Source organism: Pseudomonas sp. GD04058, from assembly GCF_029836855.1.
Lineage (GTDB): Bacteria > Pseudomonadota > Gammaproteobacteria > Pseudomonadales > Pseudomonadaceae > Aquipseudomonas > Aquipseudomonas bharatica.
In genome coordinates, this window is record NZ_JAOECN010000002.1 from 230,372 (window position 1) to 250,737 (window position 20,366).

General features: G+C 64.3%; 17 protein-coding genes. 12 read left to right on the forward strand and 5 right to left on the reverse strand.

The window, feature by feature from the left end:
- Positions 1–3: 3 nt before the first annotated feature.
- Positions 4–660: a hypothetical protein gene (locus tag N7650_RS02920; protein WP_279897059.1), complete on the reverse strand. Its 657-nt coding sequence runs from the start codon at positions 658–660 to the stop codon at positions 4–6.
- 245 nt (positions 661–905) lie between these two features.
- Positions 906–2,552 (reverse strand): Na+/H+ antiporter, encoded by a 1,647-nt coding sequence (locus tag N7650_RS02925; protein ID WP_009395276.1) that lies wholly within the window; start codon positions 2,550–2,552, stop codon positions 906–908.
- Between the two features lie 220 nt (positions 2,553–2,772).
- Between N7650_RS02925 and pncA the strand changes: the two genes are divergently transcribed.
- The 5 genes from pncA (at position 2,773) to N7650_RS02950 (ending at position 6,644) form a co-directional block, all read left to right on the forward strand.
- Positions 2,773–3,426, forward strand: a complete 654-nt coding sequence (gene pncA / locus N7650_RS02930; protein WP_279897130.1) for a bifunctional nicotinamidase/pyrazinamidase — start codon at positions 2,773–2,775, stop codon at positions 3,424–3,426.
- Between the two features lie 129 nt (positions 3,427–3,555).
- Positions 3,556–3,903, forward strand: a complete 348-nt coding sequence (locus N7650_RS02935; protein ID WP_009395278.1) for an ArsC family reductase — start codon at positions 3,556–3,558, stop codon at positions 3,901–3,903.
- 39 nt (positions 3,904–3,942) lie between these two features.
- Entirely contained in the window at positions 3,943–4,977 is a 1,035-nt protein-coding gene (dapD, locus tag N7650_RS02940; RefSeq protein ID WP_009395279.1) for a 2,3,4,5-tetrahydropyridine-2,6-dicarboxylate N-succinyltransferase, read from the forward strand.
- A 54-nt stretch (positions 4,978–5,031) separates the two neighbouring features.
- A complete protein-coding gene (locus N7650_RS02945) occupies positions 5,032–6,237 on the forward strand; it encodes a cysteine desulfurase (protein WP_279897062.1) in 1,206 nt (401 codons plus the stop codon).
- Positions 6,234–6,644 (forward strand): SufE family protein, encoded by a 411-nt coding sequence (locus N7650_RS02950; protein ID WP_009395282.1) that lies wholly within the window; start codon positions 6,234–6,236, stop codon positions 6,642–6,644. Before N7650_RS02945 ends, N7650_RS02950 begins: the two co-directional genes overlap by 4 nt.
- Here N7650_RS02950 and tcdA read toward each other — a convergent pair.
- Positions 6,623–7,447, reverse strand: coding sequence for a tRNA cyclic N6-threonylcarbamoyladenosine(37) synthase TcdA (gene tcdA, locus N7650_RS02955; RefSeq protein ID WP_009395285.1), 825 nt, complete (start codon positions 7,445–7,447; stop codon positions 6,623–6,625). The genes N7650_RS02950 and tcdA overlap by 22 nt on opposite strands.
- A 292-nt stretch (positions 7,448–7,739) precedes the next feature.
- Between tcdA and N7650_RS02960 the strand changes: the two genes are divergently transcribed.
- The 4 genes from N7650_RS02960 (at position 7,740) to N7650_RS02975 (ending at position 12,939) form a co-directional block, all read left to right on the forward strand.
- Positions 7,740–10,331, forward strand: coding sequence for a glycosyltransferase (locus N7650_RS02960; protein WP_279897064.1), 2,592 nt, complete (start codon positions 7,740–7,742; stop codon positions 10,329–10,331).
- 247 nt (positions 10,332–10,578) lie between these two features.
- Complete coding sequence (gene dapE / locus N7650_RS02965; protein WP_279897066.1) at positions 10,579–11,730, forward strand: succinyl-diaminopimelate desuccinylase; 1,152 nt, start codon at positions 10,579–10,581, stop codon at positions 11,728–11,730.
- On the forward strand, positions 11,730–12,542 hold the full coding sequence (locus N7650_RS02970) for a putative RNA methyltransferase (protein WP_279897068.1): 813 nt from the start codon (positions 11,730–11,732) through the stop codon (positions 12,540–12,542). Before dapE ends, N7650_RS02970 begins: the two co-directional genes overlap by 1 nt.
- A 19-nt stretch (positions 12,543–12,561) precedes the next feature.
- On the forward strand, positions 12,562–12,939 hold the full coding sequence (locus tag N7650_RS02975) for a hypothetical protein (protein ID WP_009395289.1): 378 nt from the start codon (positions 12,562–12,564) through the stop codon (positions 12,937–12,939).
- Positions 12,940–12,993: 54 nt separating this feature from the next.
- Here N7650_RS02975 and N7650_RS02980 read toward each other — a convergent pair whose 3' ends face one another.
- Positions 12,994–13,203 (reverse strand): cold shock domain-containing protein, encoded by a 210-nt coding sequence (locus tag N7650_RS02980; protein ID WP_009395290.1) that lies wholly within the window; start codon positions 13,201–13,203, stop codon positions 12,994–12,996.
- 219 nt (positions 13,204–13,422) lie between these two features.
- Here N7650_RS02980 and plsB point away from each other — a divergent pair, with 219 nt between their 5' ends.
- The 3 genes from plsB (at position 13,423) to N7650_RS02995 (ending at position 17,158) form a co-directional block, all read left to right on the forward strand.
- Positions 13,423–15,912, forward strand: a complete 2,490-nt coding sequence (plsB, locus tag N7650_RS02985; protein WP_279897072.1) for a glycerol-3-phosphate 1-O-acyltransferase PlsB — start codon at positions 13,423–13,425, stop codon at positions 15,910–15,912.
- A gap of 120 nt (positions 15,913–16,032) precedes the next feature.
- Positions 16,033–16,431 carry a YbaY family lipoprotein gene (locus tag N7650_RS02990; RefSeq protein WP_279897074.1) on the forward strand — a complete coding sequence of 133 codons (399 nt, stop codon included), beginning with the start codon at positions 16,033–16,035 and terminating at the stop codon, positions 16,429–16,431.
- A gap of 37 nt (positions 16,432–16,468) precedes the next feature.
- Positions 16,469–17,158: a DUF4197 domain-containing protein gene (locus N7650_RS02995; protein WP_279897076.1), complete on the forward strand. Its 690-nt coding sequence runs from the start codon at positions 16,469–16,471 to the stop codon at positions 17,156–17,158.
- A 138-nt stretch (positions 17,159–17,296) separates the two neighbouring features.
- On the opposite strand, the gene N7650_RS03000 is transcribed toward N7650_RS02995, so the two are convergent.
- Positions 17,297–20,365 carry an efflux RND transporter permease subunit gene (locus N7650_RS03000; protein ID WP_009403248.1) on the reverse strand — a complete coding sequence of 1,023 codons (3,069 nt, stop codon included), beginning with the start codon at positions 20,363–20,365 and terminating at the stop codon, positions 17,297–17,299.
- Position 20,366 lies beyond the last annotated feature (1 nt).

Here is a 20,366-nt window from a genome sequence, read left to right on the forward strand (position 1 = left end):
ACCTCAGCGCCGCACATTTTCTGCGGCAAACCGCAGAAAGTAGCCGAAGAACACAAGCAGACCTCCCGCTACTGCCAGGGCGACGTAATCGCCAGTCGCCAGTGCAACGCCTGACAGCACCAGACACACCAGCGCCAGTAGCGCTGCGACGCCCCTGCTGACCCTCCCTGTACCCCGCATACCCCGGCATGCCTGATAGAGAAATGGCGCCAGCAACAGCCATAACGCCAGGTCGAGCAGCACTATCACCAGCCAGGCCGGCCCCAGACTGTCGCCCCAGGCCGGATACAGGTTGCGTACCTGATCCCGGATGGTCATGTCGATGGCCAGCAACGGAAACAGGACGAGGGTGCCGAAGCCATGGATCAGAAGCCGCCTGCGCCCTGACTGCCCGCCCCTGGGTATCTGCATCATGAACACCGACAACAGCAGGAAGCTCATCCCATAGCCTTCCAGCTTCAACTTGGGCGTCAGCTCTTCCTTCACTGCCTGGTTGAACCGCTCGGTCTTGAGCCGGTAATCGACATTGTCCTCATGCCTGTTGATCGCCTCGATACGCGCGGCATCGCGGAACACCGGCATGTCGGAGCTGATGCCGAGCAACAGGATGGCAGGCAGCAGGCAGGCCAGTGCCAGCCAATGGCGGAAATCGAAAGACATCGATGAAAGCCTCGAACCAGGAGAGATGGGCAGAGGCTATGTCCTTGGGTTTCTGCGAAATAGAGGATTGCGGAACTCTCCAGAGAATCTCCATGAACTCGTCATGGAACTTCACTTGCCCAGGCGTTTGACGTCGTTGCTGATGGCCTCATCGCTGGCAAGCCAGCTCCCACAGGTTTAGCGGTGCACGCGATCTCTGTGGGAGCTGGCTTGCCAGCGATGAGGCCATCAGCAGCAACGAAGATTCACTTCACCTGTCCGAGATTCGCCTCGCTCATGTCCAGCTCCCCCAGCACCTTGCGCACCACGTCGTCGCCGACCTCGTGATGCCGGTGCATGCGGTACAGCTCCAGGCGCTGAGCCCGCAGCGCGCGCAGGCGCAGGCGGCGTTCGAGCTGGTCCATCTGCTCGGCCAGGGCCCTGGCCTCGGCGCTGTCGTTGTAGGCGTCCAGTTGCTGGCGGTATTCAGCCATCAGGCGGGCCTTGAGCTCTGCCGCCAATGCCGCCTGCGACGCATCCTGGGCGGCGCCCGGTTCGGCGGTTTCCTCCGCTTCGAGCGCATGGATCGCGGCAACTGCGGTTCGCCGCCAGGTTTCGTCGGCCTCCTGTTGCAAGGCGTCGTCCGGACTTTTCTCGACGCCGCGAAGCAACAACGGCAGCGCAATGCAGGCGGCAACCAGCGACAGCAGGATCACCCCGGCCGCAATGAAGATCAACAGATCCCGTTCCGGAAAGCCGGTGCCAGCACTGATCAGCAAAGGCACCGACATGACACCCGCCAGGGTCACCGCCCCCCGCACCCCGCCGATGGTCAGCAACCAGCAGGAGCGCGCGTCCGGCAGCAGCACCAGCTCCGATTTGCCACGCCAGCGCCGCACCACGCCGATCAGGCGCCAGATGCTCTGCACCCAGACGAAACGCAGGACCACCAGCACGGCGAAGATCGCCACCACATCCAGGCAGCGCCAGGCCAGGGTCGGCCACAGCGAAGCCTCGTGACTGGTCACCGCCTTGATGATGTCCGGCAGTTGCAAGCCCAGCAGCAGGAAGATCAAACCGTTGAAAGCGAACTCCAGCAACGACCAGACACTGCGGTTGAGCAGGCGCGTGCTGGTCTGGCGCGGCAGCAGGTCGAGCCAGCTCTGCATCATCCCTGCCGCCACCGCCGAGAGGATCCCGGAAGCGCCAAGACGTTCGGCCAGCACATAGGCGGCGAACGGCAGCAACAGCATGAACACCACATGGGTGGCCGGGTCATCCCAGCTACGGGCGATCATCCAGGCGCGCAGGCGCCCTACCAGCCAACTCAGGGCCACGCCGATGGCCAGGCCGCCGAGGGCAACAAGGACGAAGGTCAGGCTGGCTTCGGTGAGGGAGAATACCCCGGTGATCGCAGCGGCCAGGGCAAACTTGAAGGTCACCAGGCCAGAGGCGTCGTTCATCAGGGCCTCGCCCTGGAGCATATGCATCAGCGGCGTGGGCAGGCGGTCCTGGGCGATCGCCGACACCGCCACCGCGTCGGTCGGCGAGAGCACGGCGGCCAGGGCGAAGGCAACCGGCAGCGGGATGCTCGGGATGATCCAGTGAATGAAGTAGCCGGCCCCGACCACAGTGAACAGCACCAGGCCCACCGCCAAGGTCAGGATCGGCCCGCGCAAGCGCCAGAACTCGCGCTTGGGCATGCGCCAGCCGTCGGAGAACAATAACGGCGGCAGGAACAGGAAAAGAAACAGTTCCGGATCCAGCGCCACGTGCAGGCCGAGTGTCGGCCAGGCCAATAGCGCCCCGGCCCCGATCTGCACCAGCGGCAGGGGCAACGGAATCATACGCCCCACCAGCTTGGACACGCTGACCAGCATCAGCAGGATAAGGACGGTATAGGCTGACTGCATGTAACGCGTTTCCTGTTCGATTCAAAAGCTTGCCTGCCCGGGCTGGACAGGCCCCGGGCATTGGACACATATAGTAACGAGCCGTGCCACCGACAAGCCGCTGAACCTAAGTCGCAGGTCGCCGGGCAATATGTAACACCATGCTACACAACAGGAATATCCAGAACGCCCTGCCATGATCCGCAGCGTGATTACCAGGAAGGCCCCGATGAGCACAGTAATGAGCAACGATGCAGTAAAGACCGATAGCCCCGATCGCGCCCTGCTGGTGATCGATATCCAGAACGACTTCACGCCCGGCGGCGCCCTCGAGGTGCCTCGTGGCGACGAGATCGTGCCGCTGGTCAACCAGATCGCCGCAGGTTTCAGCAATGTGGTGCAAGCCCAGGACTGGCACCCGGCCGGGCATATTTCCTTCGCCTCCAGCCATCCAGGCAAGGAACCCTACGACATCATCGAGTTGCCCTATGGTCCACAGGTCCTGTGGCCGGACCACTGCATCCAGGGCAGCCACGGCGCAGAATTCCACCCCGGCGTGGACCTGCCCCACACCCAACTGATCGTGCGCAAGGGCGGCAATCCGCTGGTAGACAGCTACTCTGCCTTCTACGAAGCTGACCAGCAGACCACCACCGGCCTCGCCGTTTATCTGCGGGAAAAGGCCATCGAGACCGTCTATGTCGTGGGTCTGGCCCTGGATTTCTGCGTGGCCTGGACCGCCCTCCACGCTCGCCGCGAAGGCTTCGCCACCTATGTGGTGCTCGATGCCTGCCGGGCCATCGACAACGACGGTTCGCTGGAAAACGCCATGAACGAGATGCGCAGGGCCGGGGTGGTGTTCATCGAATCCCGACAGTTGCTCGGCGATGCCTGAAACTCGTCGGTCAGAAGCCGGCGCCACAGCCGTGGCGCCGTGCCGTTCGATCCCGCATAATCCCGCCCACCCCACTTTTCGAGGAGTTGCGGGGTCGCCCCGGGCAAGCCCGGCGCCCCTTTGAGTTCAATGGCTTACATTCTCTACGGCATCAAGGCCTGTGACACGATGAAGAAGGCGCGTACCTGGCTCGAAGAAAAAGCCATCGGCTACGACTTCCACGACTACAAGACCCAGGGCATCGACCGCGACAGCCTGAACCGCTGGTGCGACGAGCACGGTTGGGAAAAGATCCTCAACCGCGCCGGCACCACCTTCCGCAAGCTCGATGACGCGCAGAAGACCGACCTCGACCAGGCAAGGGCCGTCGAGCTGATGCTGGCCCAGCCGTCGATGATCAAGCGGCCGGTCCTCGACCTTGGCGGCAAGACCCTGGTGGGTTTCAAACCGGACCTGTACGCGGCCGCCCTGTCGTGAGCCGCCCGCTTTCAATCAATTTCAGTACGAGGTAACTGCATGTCCAATTCCCTGTTCAGCCTGGCCTTCGGTGTCGGCACCCAGAACCGCCAGGGCGCCTGGCTGGAAGTCTTCTACGCACTGCCCCTGCTCGATCCGTCCGCCGAACTGGTCGCTGCGGTCAGCCCGCTGCTGGGCTATGAAGGCGGCAACCAGGCGATCGCCTTCAGCCCGGCCCAGGCCGGTCAACTGGCCGACGCGGTGAAGTCGATCGACCCACTGCAGGCCGCCCTGCTGACCCGCCTGGCGGAAAGCAGCAAGCCGCTGGTCGCCACCCTGCTGGCCGAAGACGCCACCCTCAGCTCGACCCCGGAAGCCTACCTGAAGCTGCACCTGCTCTCGCACCGCCTGGTCAAGCCGCATGGCCTGAGCCTGGCCGGCATCTTCCCGCTGCTGCCGAACGTGGCCTGGACCAGCCAGGGCGCCATCGACCTGGCCGAACTGGCCGAAGCGCAACTGGAAGCGCGCCTGAAGGGCGAGTTGCTGGAAGTGTTCTCCGTAGACAAGTTCCCGAAGATGACCGACTACGTGGTACCGAGCGGCGTGCGTATCGCCGACAGTGCCCGCGTACGCCTGGGCGCCTACATCGGCGAAGGCACCACGATCATGCACGAGGGCTTCGTCAACTTTAACGCCGGCACCGAAGGCCCGGGCATGATCGAAGGCCGCGTCTCCGCGGGCGTCTTCGTCGGCAAGGGCTCGGACCTGGGCGGCGGCTGCTCGACCATGGGCACCCTGTCCGGCGGTGGCAACATCATCATCAAGGTCGGCGAAGGCTGCCTGATCGGCGCCAACGCCGGTATCGGCATCCCGCTGGGCGACCGCAATACCGTGGAAGCCGGCCTGTACATCACCGCCGGCACCAAGGTGCAACTGCTCGACGAGCAGAACCAGCTGGTAAAAGTGGTCAAGGCCCGCGACCTGGCCGGCCAGACCGACCTGCTGTTCCGCCGCAACTCGGTGACCGGCGCAGTGGAATGCAAGGCCCACAAGTCGGCGATCGAGCTGAACGAAGCGCTGCACGCCCACAACTAAGTGGTACGATCGGGTCTGGCCATTCGCCAGACCCGATACCCAGGCCCTACGAACATGTTCCAACCCTCTTCCTGGCGCGCGGACTTTCCCGCCATCGCCACCCTGCAACGCCAGCACCAGACCTACCTGGACAGCGCGGCGACCACGCAGAAACCCCAGGCCCTGCTCGATGCCCTGAGCCATTACTACGTGCATGGCGCAGCCAACGTGCACCGCGCCCAGCATTTGCCCGGCGCATTGGCGACCCAGGCCTTCGAAGCCAGCCGCGACAAGGTCGGCGCCTGGTTGAATGCCGGGGCCGGCAGTCAGATCGTCTTCACCCACGGCGCCACTTCTGCGCTGAACCTGCTCGCCTATGGGCTGGAACACCGCTTCGAAGCGGGTGAAGAGATTGCCGTCAGCGCCCTCGAGCACCACGCCAACCTGCTGCCCTGGCAACAACTGGCCAAGCGTCGTGGCCTCAAGCTGGTGATCCTGCCGCTGGCGGACAACGGCCAGATCGACCTTGACGCCGCCTTGCAGTTGATAGGCCCCAGGACCCGGGTGCTGGCGGTCAGCCAGCTGTCCAACGTGCTGGGTACCTGGCAACCACTGCAACCCCTGCTCAACCACGCCCGCGCCCAAGGCGCGATTACCGTGGTCGATGGCGCCCAGGGCATCGTCCACGGTCGCCACGACGTCAGTCAGCTGGGCTGCGACTTCTACGTGTTTTCCAGCCACAAGCTCTACGGCCCGGATGGCCTGGGGGTTCTCTACGGGCGCAACGACGCCCTGGCGAAGCTGCGCCACTGGCAGTTCGGCGGCGAAATGGTGCAACTGGCCGGTTACCAGGACTCCAGCTTCCGCCCTGCCCCGCTGGGCTTCGAAGCCGGCACCCCGCCGATCGCCAGCGTGATCGGTCTGGGGGCGACCCTCGACTACCTGGCCAGCCTCGATGCCACTGCCGTGGCCGAGCATGAAGCGGCCCTGCACCGTCATCTGCTGCGCGGTCTCAACGACCGTGAAGGCGTGCGCATCCTCGGTGCTCCGCAAGCGGCCCTGGCCAGCTTCGTGGTGGAAGGCGTGCACAACGCCGACCTGTCCCACCTGCTGACCGAGCAGGGTATCGCCGTGCGCGCCGGTCACCATTGCGCCATGCCGCTGGTCAACAGCCTTGGCCTGGACGGCGCGATCCGCGTGTCGCTGGCGCTGTATAACGATTCGGACGATCTGCAGCGCTTCTTCAACGCTCTGGACCAGGCCCTGGAGCTGCTGCGATGAGCTTGCCGCCGGATGCCCGGGAAGCCCTCGACAGCTTCGCTGCCGCCGCCGGCTGGGAACAGCGCGCCCGCCTGCTGATGCAGTGGGGCGAGCGCCTGGCACCGTTGACGGACGAAGAGAAATCGGACGACAACCGTGTCCATGGTTGCGAAAGCCAGGTCTGGCTGGTGGCCCGTCAGGACGACGGGCATTGGCGCTTCGCAGCGGCCAGCGACGCACGCCTGATTCGCGGCCTGCTGGCCTTGCTGCTGGTGCGGGTCGAGGGCCTGTCCAGCGCCGAGCTGCGGCAATTGGACCTGCCGGGCTGGTTCAGGCAACTGGGCCTCGACCGCCAGCTTTCCCCTTCGCGCAGCAACGGCCTGAACGCCGTGCTGCAACGCATGGCTCAGCTGGCTTCGGGCGCCTGAGCCGCCTTGCGCTCGGACGGCCGCCGTGCGCCGGCCACCAGCTTGTCCACCGCCTTGCTCGCCGCGACCATGCCAAAGGTCGCGGTAACCATCATCACCGCGCCAAAGCCTCCGGCGCAGTCCAGCCGGGTGCCTTCGCCCACGAAACCCTTGTCCAGGCACACGCTGCCATCCGGCTGCGGGTAGCGCAGTTGCTCGGTGGAGAACACCACCGGCACGCCGTAGCTGCGGCTCTGGTTGCGCGAGAAGTTGTAGTCGCGACGCAGGGTCGAGCGCACCCGTGAGGCCAGCGGATCGTTGTAGGTGCGGTTGAGGTCGGCAACCTGGACCTGCGTCGGGTCGATCTGTCCGCCAGCGCCGCCGGTGCTGATGATGGTGATCTTGCGCCGCTTGCACCAGGCGATCAGCGCCGCCTTGGACATCACGCTGTCGATGCAGTCGATGACGCAATCGATTCCTTCGGTAATGTACTCGGCCATGGTCTCGCGGGTGACGAAGTCGCTCACTGCATGCACCCGGCAGGCCGGGTTGATGGCGCGCAGGCGCTCAGCGGTGACCTCTACCTTGGCCTTGCCCACGTTGCCTTCCAAGGCATGGGCCTGGCGGTTGGTATTGCTCACGCAGACATCGTCCAGGTCGAACAGGGAAACCTCGCCCACCCCGCTGCGCGCCAAGGCCTCGGCCGTCCACGAGCCGACGCCGCCGATGCCGACCACCGCCACGTGGGCATCGCGCAAGCGTTGCAGGCCATCGAGGCCATACAGCCGGGCAATGCCGGCGAACCGTGGATCTTCGTTGCTCATGAGGCACACCCCGCAAAAAACCGGCGCGCATTATAGGCCCCTGCGATGGCAATGACAGCGCCTTCGGACAGCCCGCGCATTGGCATGAGGGACGGCAATGCTGCTTTAATGTCCGCCGAAATGTCCTACGCTGCAAAAAGTCTTGGACGACACCAACGGGTTTGAGAACTTAGCCTTCTGAAGAAAATCCAATGGCTGCCCGGTCGAAATTCCTACAAGAACTGACCCGACGTTGCCCTGGATCCGCGCTTCCCGCGCCGGCCCGTTCCACTCTCCGGAACCAGAACTACTTATGTCATCGCGTAAATTTGGTATCAACCTGGTGATCGTCATGGCGATCGCCGCGCTATTCACCGGGTTCTGGGCGCTGATCAACCGCCCGGTATCCGCGCCGAACTGGCCGGAGCAGATCTCCGGTTTCTCCTATTCGCCGTTCCGTCTTGGTGAAAGCCCGCAAAAGGGCCAATACCCCACCGAGGCGGAGATGCGCGAAGACCTCGAGCAAATGAGCAAGCTGACCGACAGCATCCGGATCTACACCGTCGAAGGCACCCAGGCGGAGATTCCGCGCCTGGCCGAGGAGTTCGGCCTGCGTGTGACCCTGGGCGTGTGGATCAGCCCCGACCAGGAGCGCAACGAGCGGGAAATCCAGAAGGCCATCGAACTGGCCAATACCACCCGCAGCGTGGTGCGGGTGATGGTGGGTAACGAAGCGCTGTTCCGCGAGGAGATCACACCCGAGGAACTGATCAAGTACCTGGACCGGGTGCGCGCTGCGGTGAAGGTGCCGGTGACCACCTCCGAGCAGTGGCACATCTGGAAGGAGCACCCTGAGCTGGCCAAGCACGTCGACCTGATCGCCGCGCACATCCTGCCGTACTGGGAATTCATCCCGATGAAGGACGCCGGGCAGTTCGTCCTCGACCGCGCCCGCGACCTGAAACATCTGTTCCCGCGCAAGCCGCTGCTGCTGTCCGAGGTCGGCTGGCCGAGCAACGGGCGCATGCGCGGCGGCGCCGACGCGACCCAGGCAGACCAGGCCATCTACCTGCGTACCCTGGTCAACAAGCTCAACCGCCAGGGCTACAACTACTTCGTCATCGAAGCCTACGACCAGCCGTGGAAAGCTAGTGACGAAGGCTCGGTGGGCGCCTACTGGGGCGTGTTCAACGCCGCCCGCCAGCAGAAATTCAACTTCGAAGGGCCGGTGGTGGCGATCCCGCAATGGCGGGTGCTGGCGGTGGGCTCGGTGGTCCTTGCCCTGCTCTCCCTGACCCTGCTGCTGATCGACGGCTCGGCCCTGCGCCAGCGCGGCCGCACCTTCCTGACCTTCATCGCGTTCCTCTGCGGATCGGTGCTGGTGTGGATCGGCTATGACTACAGCCAGCAATACAGCACCTGGTTCAGCCTGACCGTGGGCTTCCTCCTCGCCCTAGGAGCGCTGGGGGTGTTCATCGTCCTGCTGACCGAAGCCCACGAACTGGCCGAGGCGGTCTGGACCCACAAGCGCCGCCGCGAATTCCTCCCGGTGCATGCCGACGAAGCCTACAGGCCGAAAGTCTCGGTGCATGTGCCGTGCTACAACGAGCCGCCGGAGATGGTCAAGCAGACGCTGAATGCCCTGGCCGCGCTGGATTATCCGGACTACGAAGTCCTGATCATCGACAACAACACCAAGGACCCGGCCGTCTGGGAGCCGATCAAGGCCCACTGCGAACTGCTCGGCGAGCGCTTCAAGTTCTTCCACGTTTCGCCGCTGGCCGGCTTCAAGGGCGGTGCGCTGAACTACCTGATCCCGCATACCGCGCCGGATGCCGAAGTGATCGCGGTGATCGACTCGGACTACTGCGTCGACCGCAACTGGCTCAAGCACATGGTCCCGCATTTCGCCGATCCGAAGATCGCCGTGGTGCAATCGCCACAGGACTACCGCGACCAGAACGAAAGTACCTTCAAGAAGCTCTGCTATTCGGAATACAAGGGCTTCTTCCATATCGGCATGGTCACCCGCAACGACCGCGACGCGATCATCCAGCACGGCACCATGACCATGACCCGCCGCTCGGTCCTGGAAGAACTGGGCTGGGCCGACTGGTGCATCTGCGAGGACGCCGAGCTGGGCCTGCGCGTGTTCGAAAAAGGTTATTCGGCCGCCTATGCCCACAACAGCTACGGCAAGGGGCTGATGCCGGACACCTTCATCGACTTCAAGAAACAGCGGTTCCGCTGGGCCTATGGCGCCATCCAGATCATCAAGCGCCACGCCGCCGCGTTGCTGCGCGGCAAGGACACCGAGCTGACCCGCGGCCAGCGCTACCACTTCCTGGCCGGCTGGCTGCCCTGGATCGCCGACGGCATGAACATCTTCTTCACCATCGGCGCGCTGCTCTGGTCGGCGGCGATGATCATCGTCCCGCAACGGGTCGATCCACCGCTGCTGATCTTCGCCATCCCGCCGCTGGCACTGTTCGTGTTCAAGGTGGGCAAGATCGTGTTCCTCTACCGCCGTGCGGTCGGGGTCAACCTCAAGGACGCCTTCGCCGCAGCGCTGGCCGGGCTGGCGTTGTCCCACACCATCGCCAAGGCGGTGCTGTACGGGTTCTTCACCAGCAGCATTCCGTTCTTCCGCACGCCGAAGAATGCCGACAGCCATGGTTTGCTGGTGGCCCTCTCCGAGGCGCGCGAAGAACTGTTCATCATGCTCTTGCTATGGGGCGCGGCCGCCGGGATCTACCTGGTCCAGGGCCTGCCGAGCAATGACATGCGCTTCTGGGTGGCGATGCTGCTGGTGCAGTCGCTGCCGTATGTCGCGGCGCTGGTGATGGCAATGCTGTCGTCGCTGCCCAAGCCGGCCGAGGCCGTGGAGCAGGCTCCCGCCGCCTGACTCAAGCACTGCACCCTGTGGGAGCTGGCTTGCCAGCGATAGGGCCGGATCTGACAACATCATCGTCAGTGCCGGCCTCATCGCTGGCAAGTCGGGGCGCCGAACCGCAGCTCCCACAGGTGCGGTGCAGTCCCTGCCACTACCTTTCTTTCCCAGACAAACAGCAGCGATCCGGCGTCCTGCCAGCGCGCTTTTGCTATAAGATAACGCCCCAAAATCGTACCCTGCCTTGCACCCGGAGTCCTTCATGACGGCCCCCGCCGAACTCTCGCCTACCCTCGAACTGGCCTGCGACCTGATCCGCCGGCCCTCGGTGACCCCGCTCGACTTCGATTGCCAGAAACAGATGATGCAGCGCCTGGGCGACGCGGGTTTCACCCTAGAGCCGATGCGCATCGAGGACGTGGACAACTTCTGGGCCACCCACGGTACCCAGGAGGGCCCGGTGCTGTGCTTCGCCGGCCATACCGACGTGGTCCCCACCGGCCCGGTGCAGGCCTGGCAGAACGATCCGTTCGAGGCGCTGGTCGATGCCGACGGCATGCTTTGCGGGCGTGGCGCCGCTGACATGAAGGGCAGCCTGGCCGCGATGATCGTCGCCACCGAGCGCTTCGTCGCCGACTACCCGAACCACCGCGGCAAGGTCGCCTACCTGATCACCAGCGATGAAGAAGGCCCGGCCCATCATGGCACCAAGGCTGTGGTCGAGCGCCTGCGCGAGCGTGGCGAGCGCCTGGACTGGTGCATCGTCGGCGAACCGTCGAGCACCACCCTGGTCGGCGACGTGGTCAAGAACGGCCGTCGCGGCTCCCTTGGCGCCAAGCTCACCGTGCGCGGCAAGCAAGGCCATGTGGCCTACCCGCACCTGGCCCGCAACCCCATCCACCTGGCCGCCCCGGCCCTGGCGGAGCTCGCCGCCGAGCACTGGGACGAAGGCAACGCGTTCTTCCCGCCGACCAGCTTCCAGATCTCCAACCTGAACTCCGGAACCGGCGCCACCAACGTGGTCCCGGGCGAACTGACCGCACTGTTCAACTTCCGCTTCTCCACGGAATCGACCGTCGAAGGGCTGCAACAGCGCGTCTCGGCGATCCTCGACAAGCACCAACTGGACTGGGACGTGGAATGGGCGCTGTCCGGCCTGCCGTTCCTCACCGAACCGGGCGACCTGCTCGACGCCGTGTCAGCCAGCATCAAGGCGGTCACCGGGCGCGAAACCGAGGCCTCCACCAGCGGCGGAACCTCGGACGGACGCTTCATCGCCACCCTGGGAACCCAGGTGGTCGAGCTGGGCCCTGTGAACGCCACCATCCACCAGGTCAACGAGCGCATCCTCGCCAGTGATCTCGACGTACTGACCGAGATCTACTACCAGACCCTGGTCCGGTTGCTCGCCTGATGCTGACCTGCCCACTCTGCCGCGAGCCACTGCGCGACCTCGACAACGGTGTCGGCTGCCCTGCCGGCCACCGGTTCGACCGGGCCCGCCAGGGCTACCTGAACCTGCTGCCGGTGCAGCACAAGAACAGCCGCGATCCCGGCGACAACCAGGCCATGGTCCAGGCCAGGCGCGACTTTCTCGACGCAGGCCATTACGCGCCGGTAGCCAGGCGCCTGGCCGAGCTGGCAGCCGAGCGCAATCCGGGGCGCTGGGTGGACATCGGTTGCGGAGAGGGTTACTACACCGCGCAACTCGCCGAAGCCCTGCCGACCTCGGAAGGCTACGCGCTGGACATTTCCCGCGAGGCCGTCAAGCGAGCCTGCAAGCGCAGCCCGCGAGTGACCTGGCTGGTAGCGAGCATGGCACGGGTTCCGCTGGCCGACGCCAGTTGCCAGTTCATCGCCAGCGTCTTCAGCCCGCTCGACTGGCAGGAGGCGCGCCGTCTGCTCGCTCCCGGTGGCGGGCTGATGCGGGTCGGCCCGACCAGCGGCCACCTGATGGAACTGCGCCAGAAGCTTTACGACGAAGTTCGCGAATATGCCGACGACAAGCACCTGGCCCTGGTCCCGGCGAACATGGCCCATGCCCACAGCGAAACCCTCGAATTCCGCCTGAGCCTGGCCAATCCCGCCGACCGCGCCAACCTGCTGGCGATGACACCCCACGGCTGGCGCGCCAGCGCCGAACGACGCGCGGCGGTCATCGACCAGGCGGAGCCGTTCGACGTCACGGTGTCGATGCGTTACGACTATTTTGTCCTGCAGGACTGACCCCTTTCCGGAGAACCCCATGCGCCAACCCGATATCGAGATCTACCTGAAGGACGCCGACGTCGACCACAAGCAGATCACCGCCTGGCTGACCGAGGCCGTTGGTCCGTGCAGCGAATGGAAGCAAAAAGGCCAGACCTTCAAATGCACTGCCGGTGACATTCCTGTTACCTGGCTGCCCAAGGCCGTAGGAAAATGGAACAGTCTTTACCTGGAAAGTGACAACACACCGTGGGAAGACGACATAGCCTGTGCTCGCGCTGCCTTCGCCGCATTGAACGTCGAAGTACGCTGCGCACCTGGAAGCTGGGTCGAGGAAGAAGGCGAGGACGACGCCGATCGCTGGATCCGCATCAGTGCCGATGGAGAAGAGGAAATCACCTGGCGCACCAGTTGAGGGACTGCAAGCTGCAAGCCTGGCGCGGTCAGCTTGCAGCTTGTGGCTGAAACCTTACAGTCCGACCACATCCTCGGCCTGAAGGCCTTTCTGGCCTTGGGTCAGGCTGTACTCGACCTGCTGCCCTTCGAGCAGCGTGCGATGCCCTTCACCCCGAATCGCACGGTAGTGAACGAAAACGTCCGCCCCGCCTTCACGTTGAATGAAGCCATAGCCCTTGGCGTCATTGAACCACTTCACACTTCCAGTCTCACGAGACGACATCAGTAACACTCCGGATTTTTATTTTGGACTCGCCTTGTCGACGGGGGTGGGAACCCCTGCCTACGCCGCTTGCCGAATATTCCTGCAAACAGCGGACCGAGTATAAGACAGCGATAAATTATTTTTCATGACCAGGGCGGTTTTTGCTCAACTTGCGCGGATACGTCACACTTGCCCGCCTGTCTGCACGACCGTTCCATTTTCCAGAGCACACTCCACATGATCCATTCCCCCCTGCGCCGCCTGATCTTCGGCGCACTGCGCCGACTGTTGTACCTGTGGGTTCGCTCCGAGACCATCAACCAGTCCGCTTTCACCCTCAACCTGGACCGCAGCCGTCCGGTGTTCTATGCCATCCAGTCGCCGTCGCTGACCGACCTGGCCGTACTGGACAAGGAATGCACCAAAGCAGGGCTGCCGCGCCCGGTATTGCCCGTGGCCGTCGGCAGCCTGATGGAGCCCGCCGCGTTCTTCTACCTGACCCCGGAGCCGGACTGGCTCGGCCGCCAGTACAAGCGCGGTGCCCCGCCGACCCTCGGCCGGCTGGTCAGTGCGGTCAGCCAGCAGCCCGAGCAGGATGCGCAGATCATTCCGGTCAGCGTGTTCTGGGGCCAGACCCCGGCCAGCGAATCGAGCCCGTGGAAACTGCTGTTCGCCGATAGCTGGGCCGTCACCGGACGCCTGCGTCGGTTGCTGACCGTGCTAATTCTCGGGCGCAAGACCCGCGTGCAGTTCTCCGCACCGATCCACCTGCGCGAGCTGGTCGATCACAACAAGGGCCACGAACGCACCGTACGCATGGCCCAGCGCCTGCTGCGGGTGCACTTCCGCAACCTGAAGACGGCCGTGATCGGCCCGGACATCTCCCACCGGCGCAACCTGGTCAAGGGCCTGGTCCATGACCCGCTGGTGCGCCAGGCGATCCTCGACGAAGCCGAGCGCGAGAAGATCCCGGTGGCCAGGGCCGAAGCCACAGCGCTGAAGTACGGCAACGAGATCGCCTCGGATTACACCTACACCGCGATCCGCTTCCTCGAGGTGGTGCTGAGCTGGTTCTGGAACAAGATCTACGACGGTATCAAGGTCAACCATATCGAGCAGGTGCAGGGCATCGCCCCGGGTCACGAGGTGATCTACGTGCCGTGCCACCGCAGCCATATCGACTACCTGCTGCTGTCCTACCTGCTGTTCCGCAACGGCCTGACCCCGCCGCACATCGCTGCCGGCATCAACCTGAACATGCCGGTGATCGGCGGCCTGCTGCGCCGCGGCGGTGCCTTCTTCATGCGCCGCACCTTCAAGGGCAACCCGTTGTACACCGCAGTGTTCAACGAGTACCTGCACACCCTGTTCACCAAGGGCTTCCCGGTGGAGTACTTCGTCGAGGGTGGCCGCTCGCGTACAGGACGCATGCTGCAACCCAAGACCGGCATGCTGGCCATCACCCTGCGCAGCTTCCTGCGTTCGTCGCGTACGCCGATCGTCTTCGTCCCGGTATACATCGGTTACGAGCGGGTGCTGGAAGGCCGCACCTACCTTGGCGAACTGCGCGGGGCAAGCAAGAAGAAGGAATCGATCTTCGACATCTTCAAGGTACTTGGCGCGCTCAAGCAGCGGTTCGGCCAGGTCTCGGTGAATTTCGGCGAACCGATCCGCCTCAACCAGTTCCTCGACCAGCAGCAACCCGGTTGGCGCGAACAGCAACTGGCGCCGCAATTCCGTCCGGCCTGGCTGAACGAAACCACCTCGCGCCTAGGCGAGAAAGTGGCCCGTCACCTGAACGAAGCGGCGGCGATCAATCCGGTCAACCTGGTGGCCCTGGCCCTGCTCTCTACCAGCCGCCTGGCCCTGGACGAACGGGCCCTGACCCGGGTGCTCGATCTTTACCTGGCGTTGCTGCGCCAGGTGCCCTATTCGCCCCACACCACCCTGCCGGAAGGCGACGGCCTGGCGCTGATCGGCCATGTCCGCGGCATGGACCTGCTGGCCGAACAGCGCGACGCGCTGGGCCGGATCCTCTACCTGGACGAGCAGAACGCCGTCCTGATGACCTACTACCGCAACAATGTCCTGCACATCTTCGCCCTGCCGGCGCTGCTGGCGAGCTTCTTCCAGATCAGCTCTCGGATGAGCCGCGAACTGATCCTGCAATACGTCCGCGCGCTGTATCCGTATCTGCAATCGGAGCTGTTCATCCGTTGGGAGCTGGATGAACTGGACGACGTGGTCGACCAGTGGCTGGCCGCCTTCATCGACCAAGGTCTGCTGCGCAAGGAGAACGACGTTTACCTGCGTCCGCCACCCAGCTCGCGACAATTCGTCCTGCTGACGCTGCTGGCCCGGGCCATCACCCAGACCCTGCAGCGCTTCTACATGGCCACCGCGCTGCTGCTCAACAGCGGCCAGCACAGCCTCAGTGCCGAGGAGCTGGAGGACCTGTGCGTGGTCATGGCCCAGCGCCTGTCGATCCTGCATGGCCTGAACGCCCCGGAGTTCTTCGACAAGAGCCTGTTCCGCCACTTTATCCAGACCCTGGTCGAGCAGGGCGTGCTGCGCCCGGACGAAGCCGGCAAGTTGGGCTTCCACGACAAGCTCGGCGAACTGGCCGAAGGCGCGGCCAAGCGCGTGCTGTCGGCAGAGGTGCGCCTGTCGATCCGCCAGGTCGCCTTGCACCGTGACGAGCCAGGCAGCAGCGAACACCCCGCCTGATCGCCATCCCGGCCTGCTATTGACGAATAGTCCTACAGCAGGCCGGGACATCGGCCACCGAATATTCCGCTAAAGTCCTGAAATGTCGGCTTGTCGCCGACGCTCAGTTACGGAGACCCCATGAAAAAAATCTTGATGCTTTGCTGCGCCTCGCTGTTGGCCGCCTGTTCCAGCAACGCGCCTTCGTCCAAGGCCACGCTCGACGGCGAAGTTTTCTATCTGCAACGCAGCGCCCTGCCACCGACCGCGACCCTCAACGTCGCCCTGCAGGACATTTCCTTGGCCGATGCTCCCGCCATTACCCTGGCGCGTCAGAGCGGTCCGATCCAGGGCCAGGTGCCACTGCCCTTCCATCTGAGCTACGATCCTGCCCAGGTAAAACCCGGCCATCGTTACGCCGTCAGCGCCCGCATAGAAGTGGATGGCAAGTTGCTGTTCATCAACACCCGGCAACACAGCGTCATGCTCGACGGCAGCGACCCGCAGCCACTGAAGATCAAGGTTGATCCAGTGCGTTGATTTCCCGTTCACCCGTTTGCAGATCAAGGAAACCACCATGCTCCGTCGTACCCTTACCCTGACCGGCCTGTGCGCCGGCGTGCTGCTGTACGCCAGCGCCATGGCTCTGTCACTCAGCGACCTGTCGCAGAAAGATGCCTCCGGCGGCCTGAAGGATGCCCTCAGCCAGGGCGCGCAGATTGCCGTCAAACAACTGGGTACGCCGGGCGGTTTCAGCAACAACCCGGACGTGCGCATCGAGTTGCCGGGCAACCTTGGCAAGGCAGCGAAAAAGCTCAAGCAGTTCGGCATGGGTGCGCAGGTCGAAGAGCTGGAAACCAGCATGAACAAGGCCGCCGAAACTGCGGTTCCGCAGGCCCAGGCACTGTTGCTGGATGCAGTGAAGAAGATGACCGTGGACGATGCCAAGGCCATTCTCGGCGGTGGTGACAATGCTGCCACCCAGTACCTGAGCAAGACCAGCCGCGAGCAGATCCGCGAGAAATTCCTGCCGATCGTGAAGAACGCGACCGACAAGGTTGGCGTGGCGCAGAAGTACAATCAGTTCGCAGGCCAGGCCGCAGCCTTTGGCGTAGTGGACGCCAAGAGCGCGAACCTGGAAGGTTATGTCACCGAGCAAGCACTCAACGGCCTGTTCGAGATGATCGGCAAGCAGGAGGCCAGCATTCGCGAAAACCCGGCGGCAGCGGCGACCAGCCTGGCGAAGAAGGTCTTCGGGGCACTGTGATCCGGGCCTGCTTTGCAGGCCATCGCCGGCAACGCCGGCTCCCACAGGATTAGCAGTGCACACGGCCTCTGTGGGAGCTGGCGTTGCCAGCGATGAGGCCGGCACTGACACAGAAAATGCCAGTGCCGATCAGATACCTCACTCCTCTCTCTTGACCCTGAACCACGCCGCATACAACGCCGGCAGGAACAGCAGGGTCAAGGCCGTCGCGACGATCAGCCCGCCCATGATGGCCACCGCCATCGGCCCGAAGAACACGCTGCGCGACAGCGGGATCATCGCCAGCACTGCCGCCAGCGCGGTCAGCACGATGGGCCGGAAACGCCGCACCGTGGCTTCGATGATCGCTTGCCAGCGTCCCAGCCCCGCCGCGATGTCCTGCTCGATCTGGTCCACGAGGATCACCGAGTTGCGCATGATCATCCCCGACAGGGCGATGGTTCCGAGCATCGCCACGAAGCCGAACGGCTGGCGGAACACCATCAGGAACAGCACCACGCCGATCAGCCCCAGCGGCGCGGTGAGGAACACCATGGCGGTCCGCGAGAAGCTGCGCAGTTGCAACATCAGCAGGGTGAGCACCACTACGACGAACAGCGGCACCCCGGCGTTCACCGAGTTCTGCCCGCGGGTCGAATCCTCCACCGTCCCGCCGACCTCCAGCAGGTAACCATCGGGCAGTTCGGCCCGCACCGGCTCCAGTGTCGGCAGGATCTGCTTGACCAGGGTCGCCGGCTGGTCCTTGCCGTAGATATCGGCGCGCACGGTCACGGTCGGCAAGCGGTTGCGGTGCCAGATGATGCCCTCCTCGAAGCCGTACTCCAGGGTCGCCACCTGGGACAAGGCGATGCTGCGACCGTTGTCGGTGGGCACCGACAGGCTCGACAGATGCTCCAACTGAGTACGCTCCTCCTGGGTCCCACGCAGCAGGATTTCGATCAGCTCGTTGTCCTCGCGGTACTGGCTGACGCTGCTGCCGGTCAGGGAGCTCTGCAGGAAGCGCGACAGCGCGGCGGTACTGACGCCCAGGGCCCGGGCGCGGTCCTGGTCGATATTCAGGTAGACCACCTTGCTCGGCTCTTCCCAGTCCAGATGGACGTTGGCCACGTGCGGGTTCTCGCGCACCCTGGCCGCCACCTTGCGGGCCAAGGCGCGGACTTCCTCGATATGCTCGCCGGTCACCCGGAACTGCACCGGGTAACCCACCGGCGGGCCGTTTTCCAGACGGGTGACCCGCGAACGCAGATCGGGGAACTGTTCGTTGAGGGTTTCGATCAGCCAGGTGCGCAGGGCCTCGCGGTCCTCGATGGTTTTCGCCAGCACCACGAACTGGGCGAAGCTGGCAGCCGGCAATTGCTGGTCCAGCGGCAGGTAGAAGCGCGGCGAACCGGTGCCGACATAGGCCACGTAGCTGTCGATGCCTTCGCGCTTCTTGAGCATGGCCTCCAGGCGCTTGACCTGCTCGGCGGTATTGCTCAGGGAAGCCCCCTCGGCCAGCTTCAGATCGACCATCAGCTCCAGGCGCCCGGAGGCCGGGAAGAACTGCTGCTCGACGAAACGGAAGCTCATCACGCTGCCGACGAACAAGGCGATGGTCAGCACGATCACCGTCTTGCGCCGGCTCACGCACCAGCTCACCACCCGGCGTACACGCTGGTAGAACGGCGTGCCGTAGGGGTCGGTCTCGCCGTTGGTGGTGCCATGTTTCTTCGCATGCAGCCTGGCCAGGTCCGGCAGCAGGCGCTCGCCCAGGTAGGGCACGAACACTACCGCCGCGATCCACGACGCCAGCAAGGCGATGGTCACCACCTGGAAGATCGAGCGGGTGTATTCGCCCGTGCCGGACTGCGCCGTCGCGATAGGCAGAAAACCCGCCGCCGTGATCAGGGTGCCGGTGAGCATCGGGAACGCCGTGCTGGTCCAGGCGTAGCTGGCCGCCTTGAGCCGGTCGAAGCCCTGCTCCATCTTGATCGCCATCATCTCCACGGCGATGATCGCGTCGTCCACCAGCAGGCCGAGGGCCAGCACCAGGGCGCCGAGGGATATCTTGTGCAGGCCGATGCCCAGGTAATACATGGTGGCGAAGGTCATCGCCAGCACCAGCGGGATGGCCAGGGCCACCACCAGCCCGGTACGCATGCCAAGGGAGAAGAAGCTCACCAGCAGGACGATCGCCAGCGCCTCCACCAGCACCTGGACGAACTCGCCCACGCCGGTCTTCACCGCCGCCGGCTGATCGGACACCTTGCGCAACTCCATGCCCGCCGGGAGGTTGGTGGAAATCCGGGCGAACTCCACCTCCAGGGCCTTGCCCAGCACGAGGATGTCGCCGCCGGGCTTCATCGAAACCGCCAGGCCGATGGCATCCTCGCCCATGAAGCGCATGCGCGGCGCAGGCGGATCGTTGAAGCCGCGATGGACCTGGGCCACATCGCCGATGCGGAAGGTGCGCTCACCCACGCGGATCGGGAACTGCTCGATCTGCTCGACGCTGTCGAAACGCCCGGTCACCCGCAATTGCAGGCGCTCGCTCGGGGTCTCGAAGAAGCCGGCGGTGCTCACCGCGTTCTGCTCTTCCAGCGCTTGCTGCACCGCAGCCAGCGGCAGGCCAAGGGTGGACAGCTTGGTGTTGGACAGCTCGATCCAGATTTTCTCGTCCTGCAGGCCGAGCAACTCGACCTTGCCCACGTCCTTGACCCGTTGCAGCTGGATCTGCACGCGGTCGGCGTAATCCTTGAGCACGGCGTAGTCGAAGCCCTGCCCGGTCAGCGCGTAGATATTGCCGAAGGTGGTGCCGAACTCGTCGTTGAAGAACGGGCCCTGGATGCCTGGAGGCAAGGTATGGCGGATATCCGCGACCTTCTTGCGGATCTGGTACCAGAGCTCGGGAATATCCGCCGAATGCATGGAATCCCGCGCCATGAAGGTCACCTGGGATTCGCCGGGCCGCGAGAACGACACGATCTTTTCGTACTCGCCGGTTTCCATCAGCTTCTTTTCGATGCGTTCGGTGACCTGGCGCGAGACCTCCTCGGCGCTGGCGCCAGGCCACAGGGTGCGGATGACCATCGCCTTGAACGTGAAGGGTGGGTCCTCGCTCTGTCCGAGCTTGGTATAGGACAGCGCCCCGACGAGGGCGAGAAGAATCATCAGGAACAGTACGATCTGCCGATTGCGCAGGGCCCAGGCGGAAAGGTTGAAACCCATC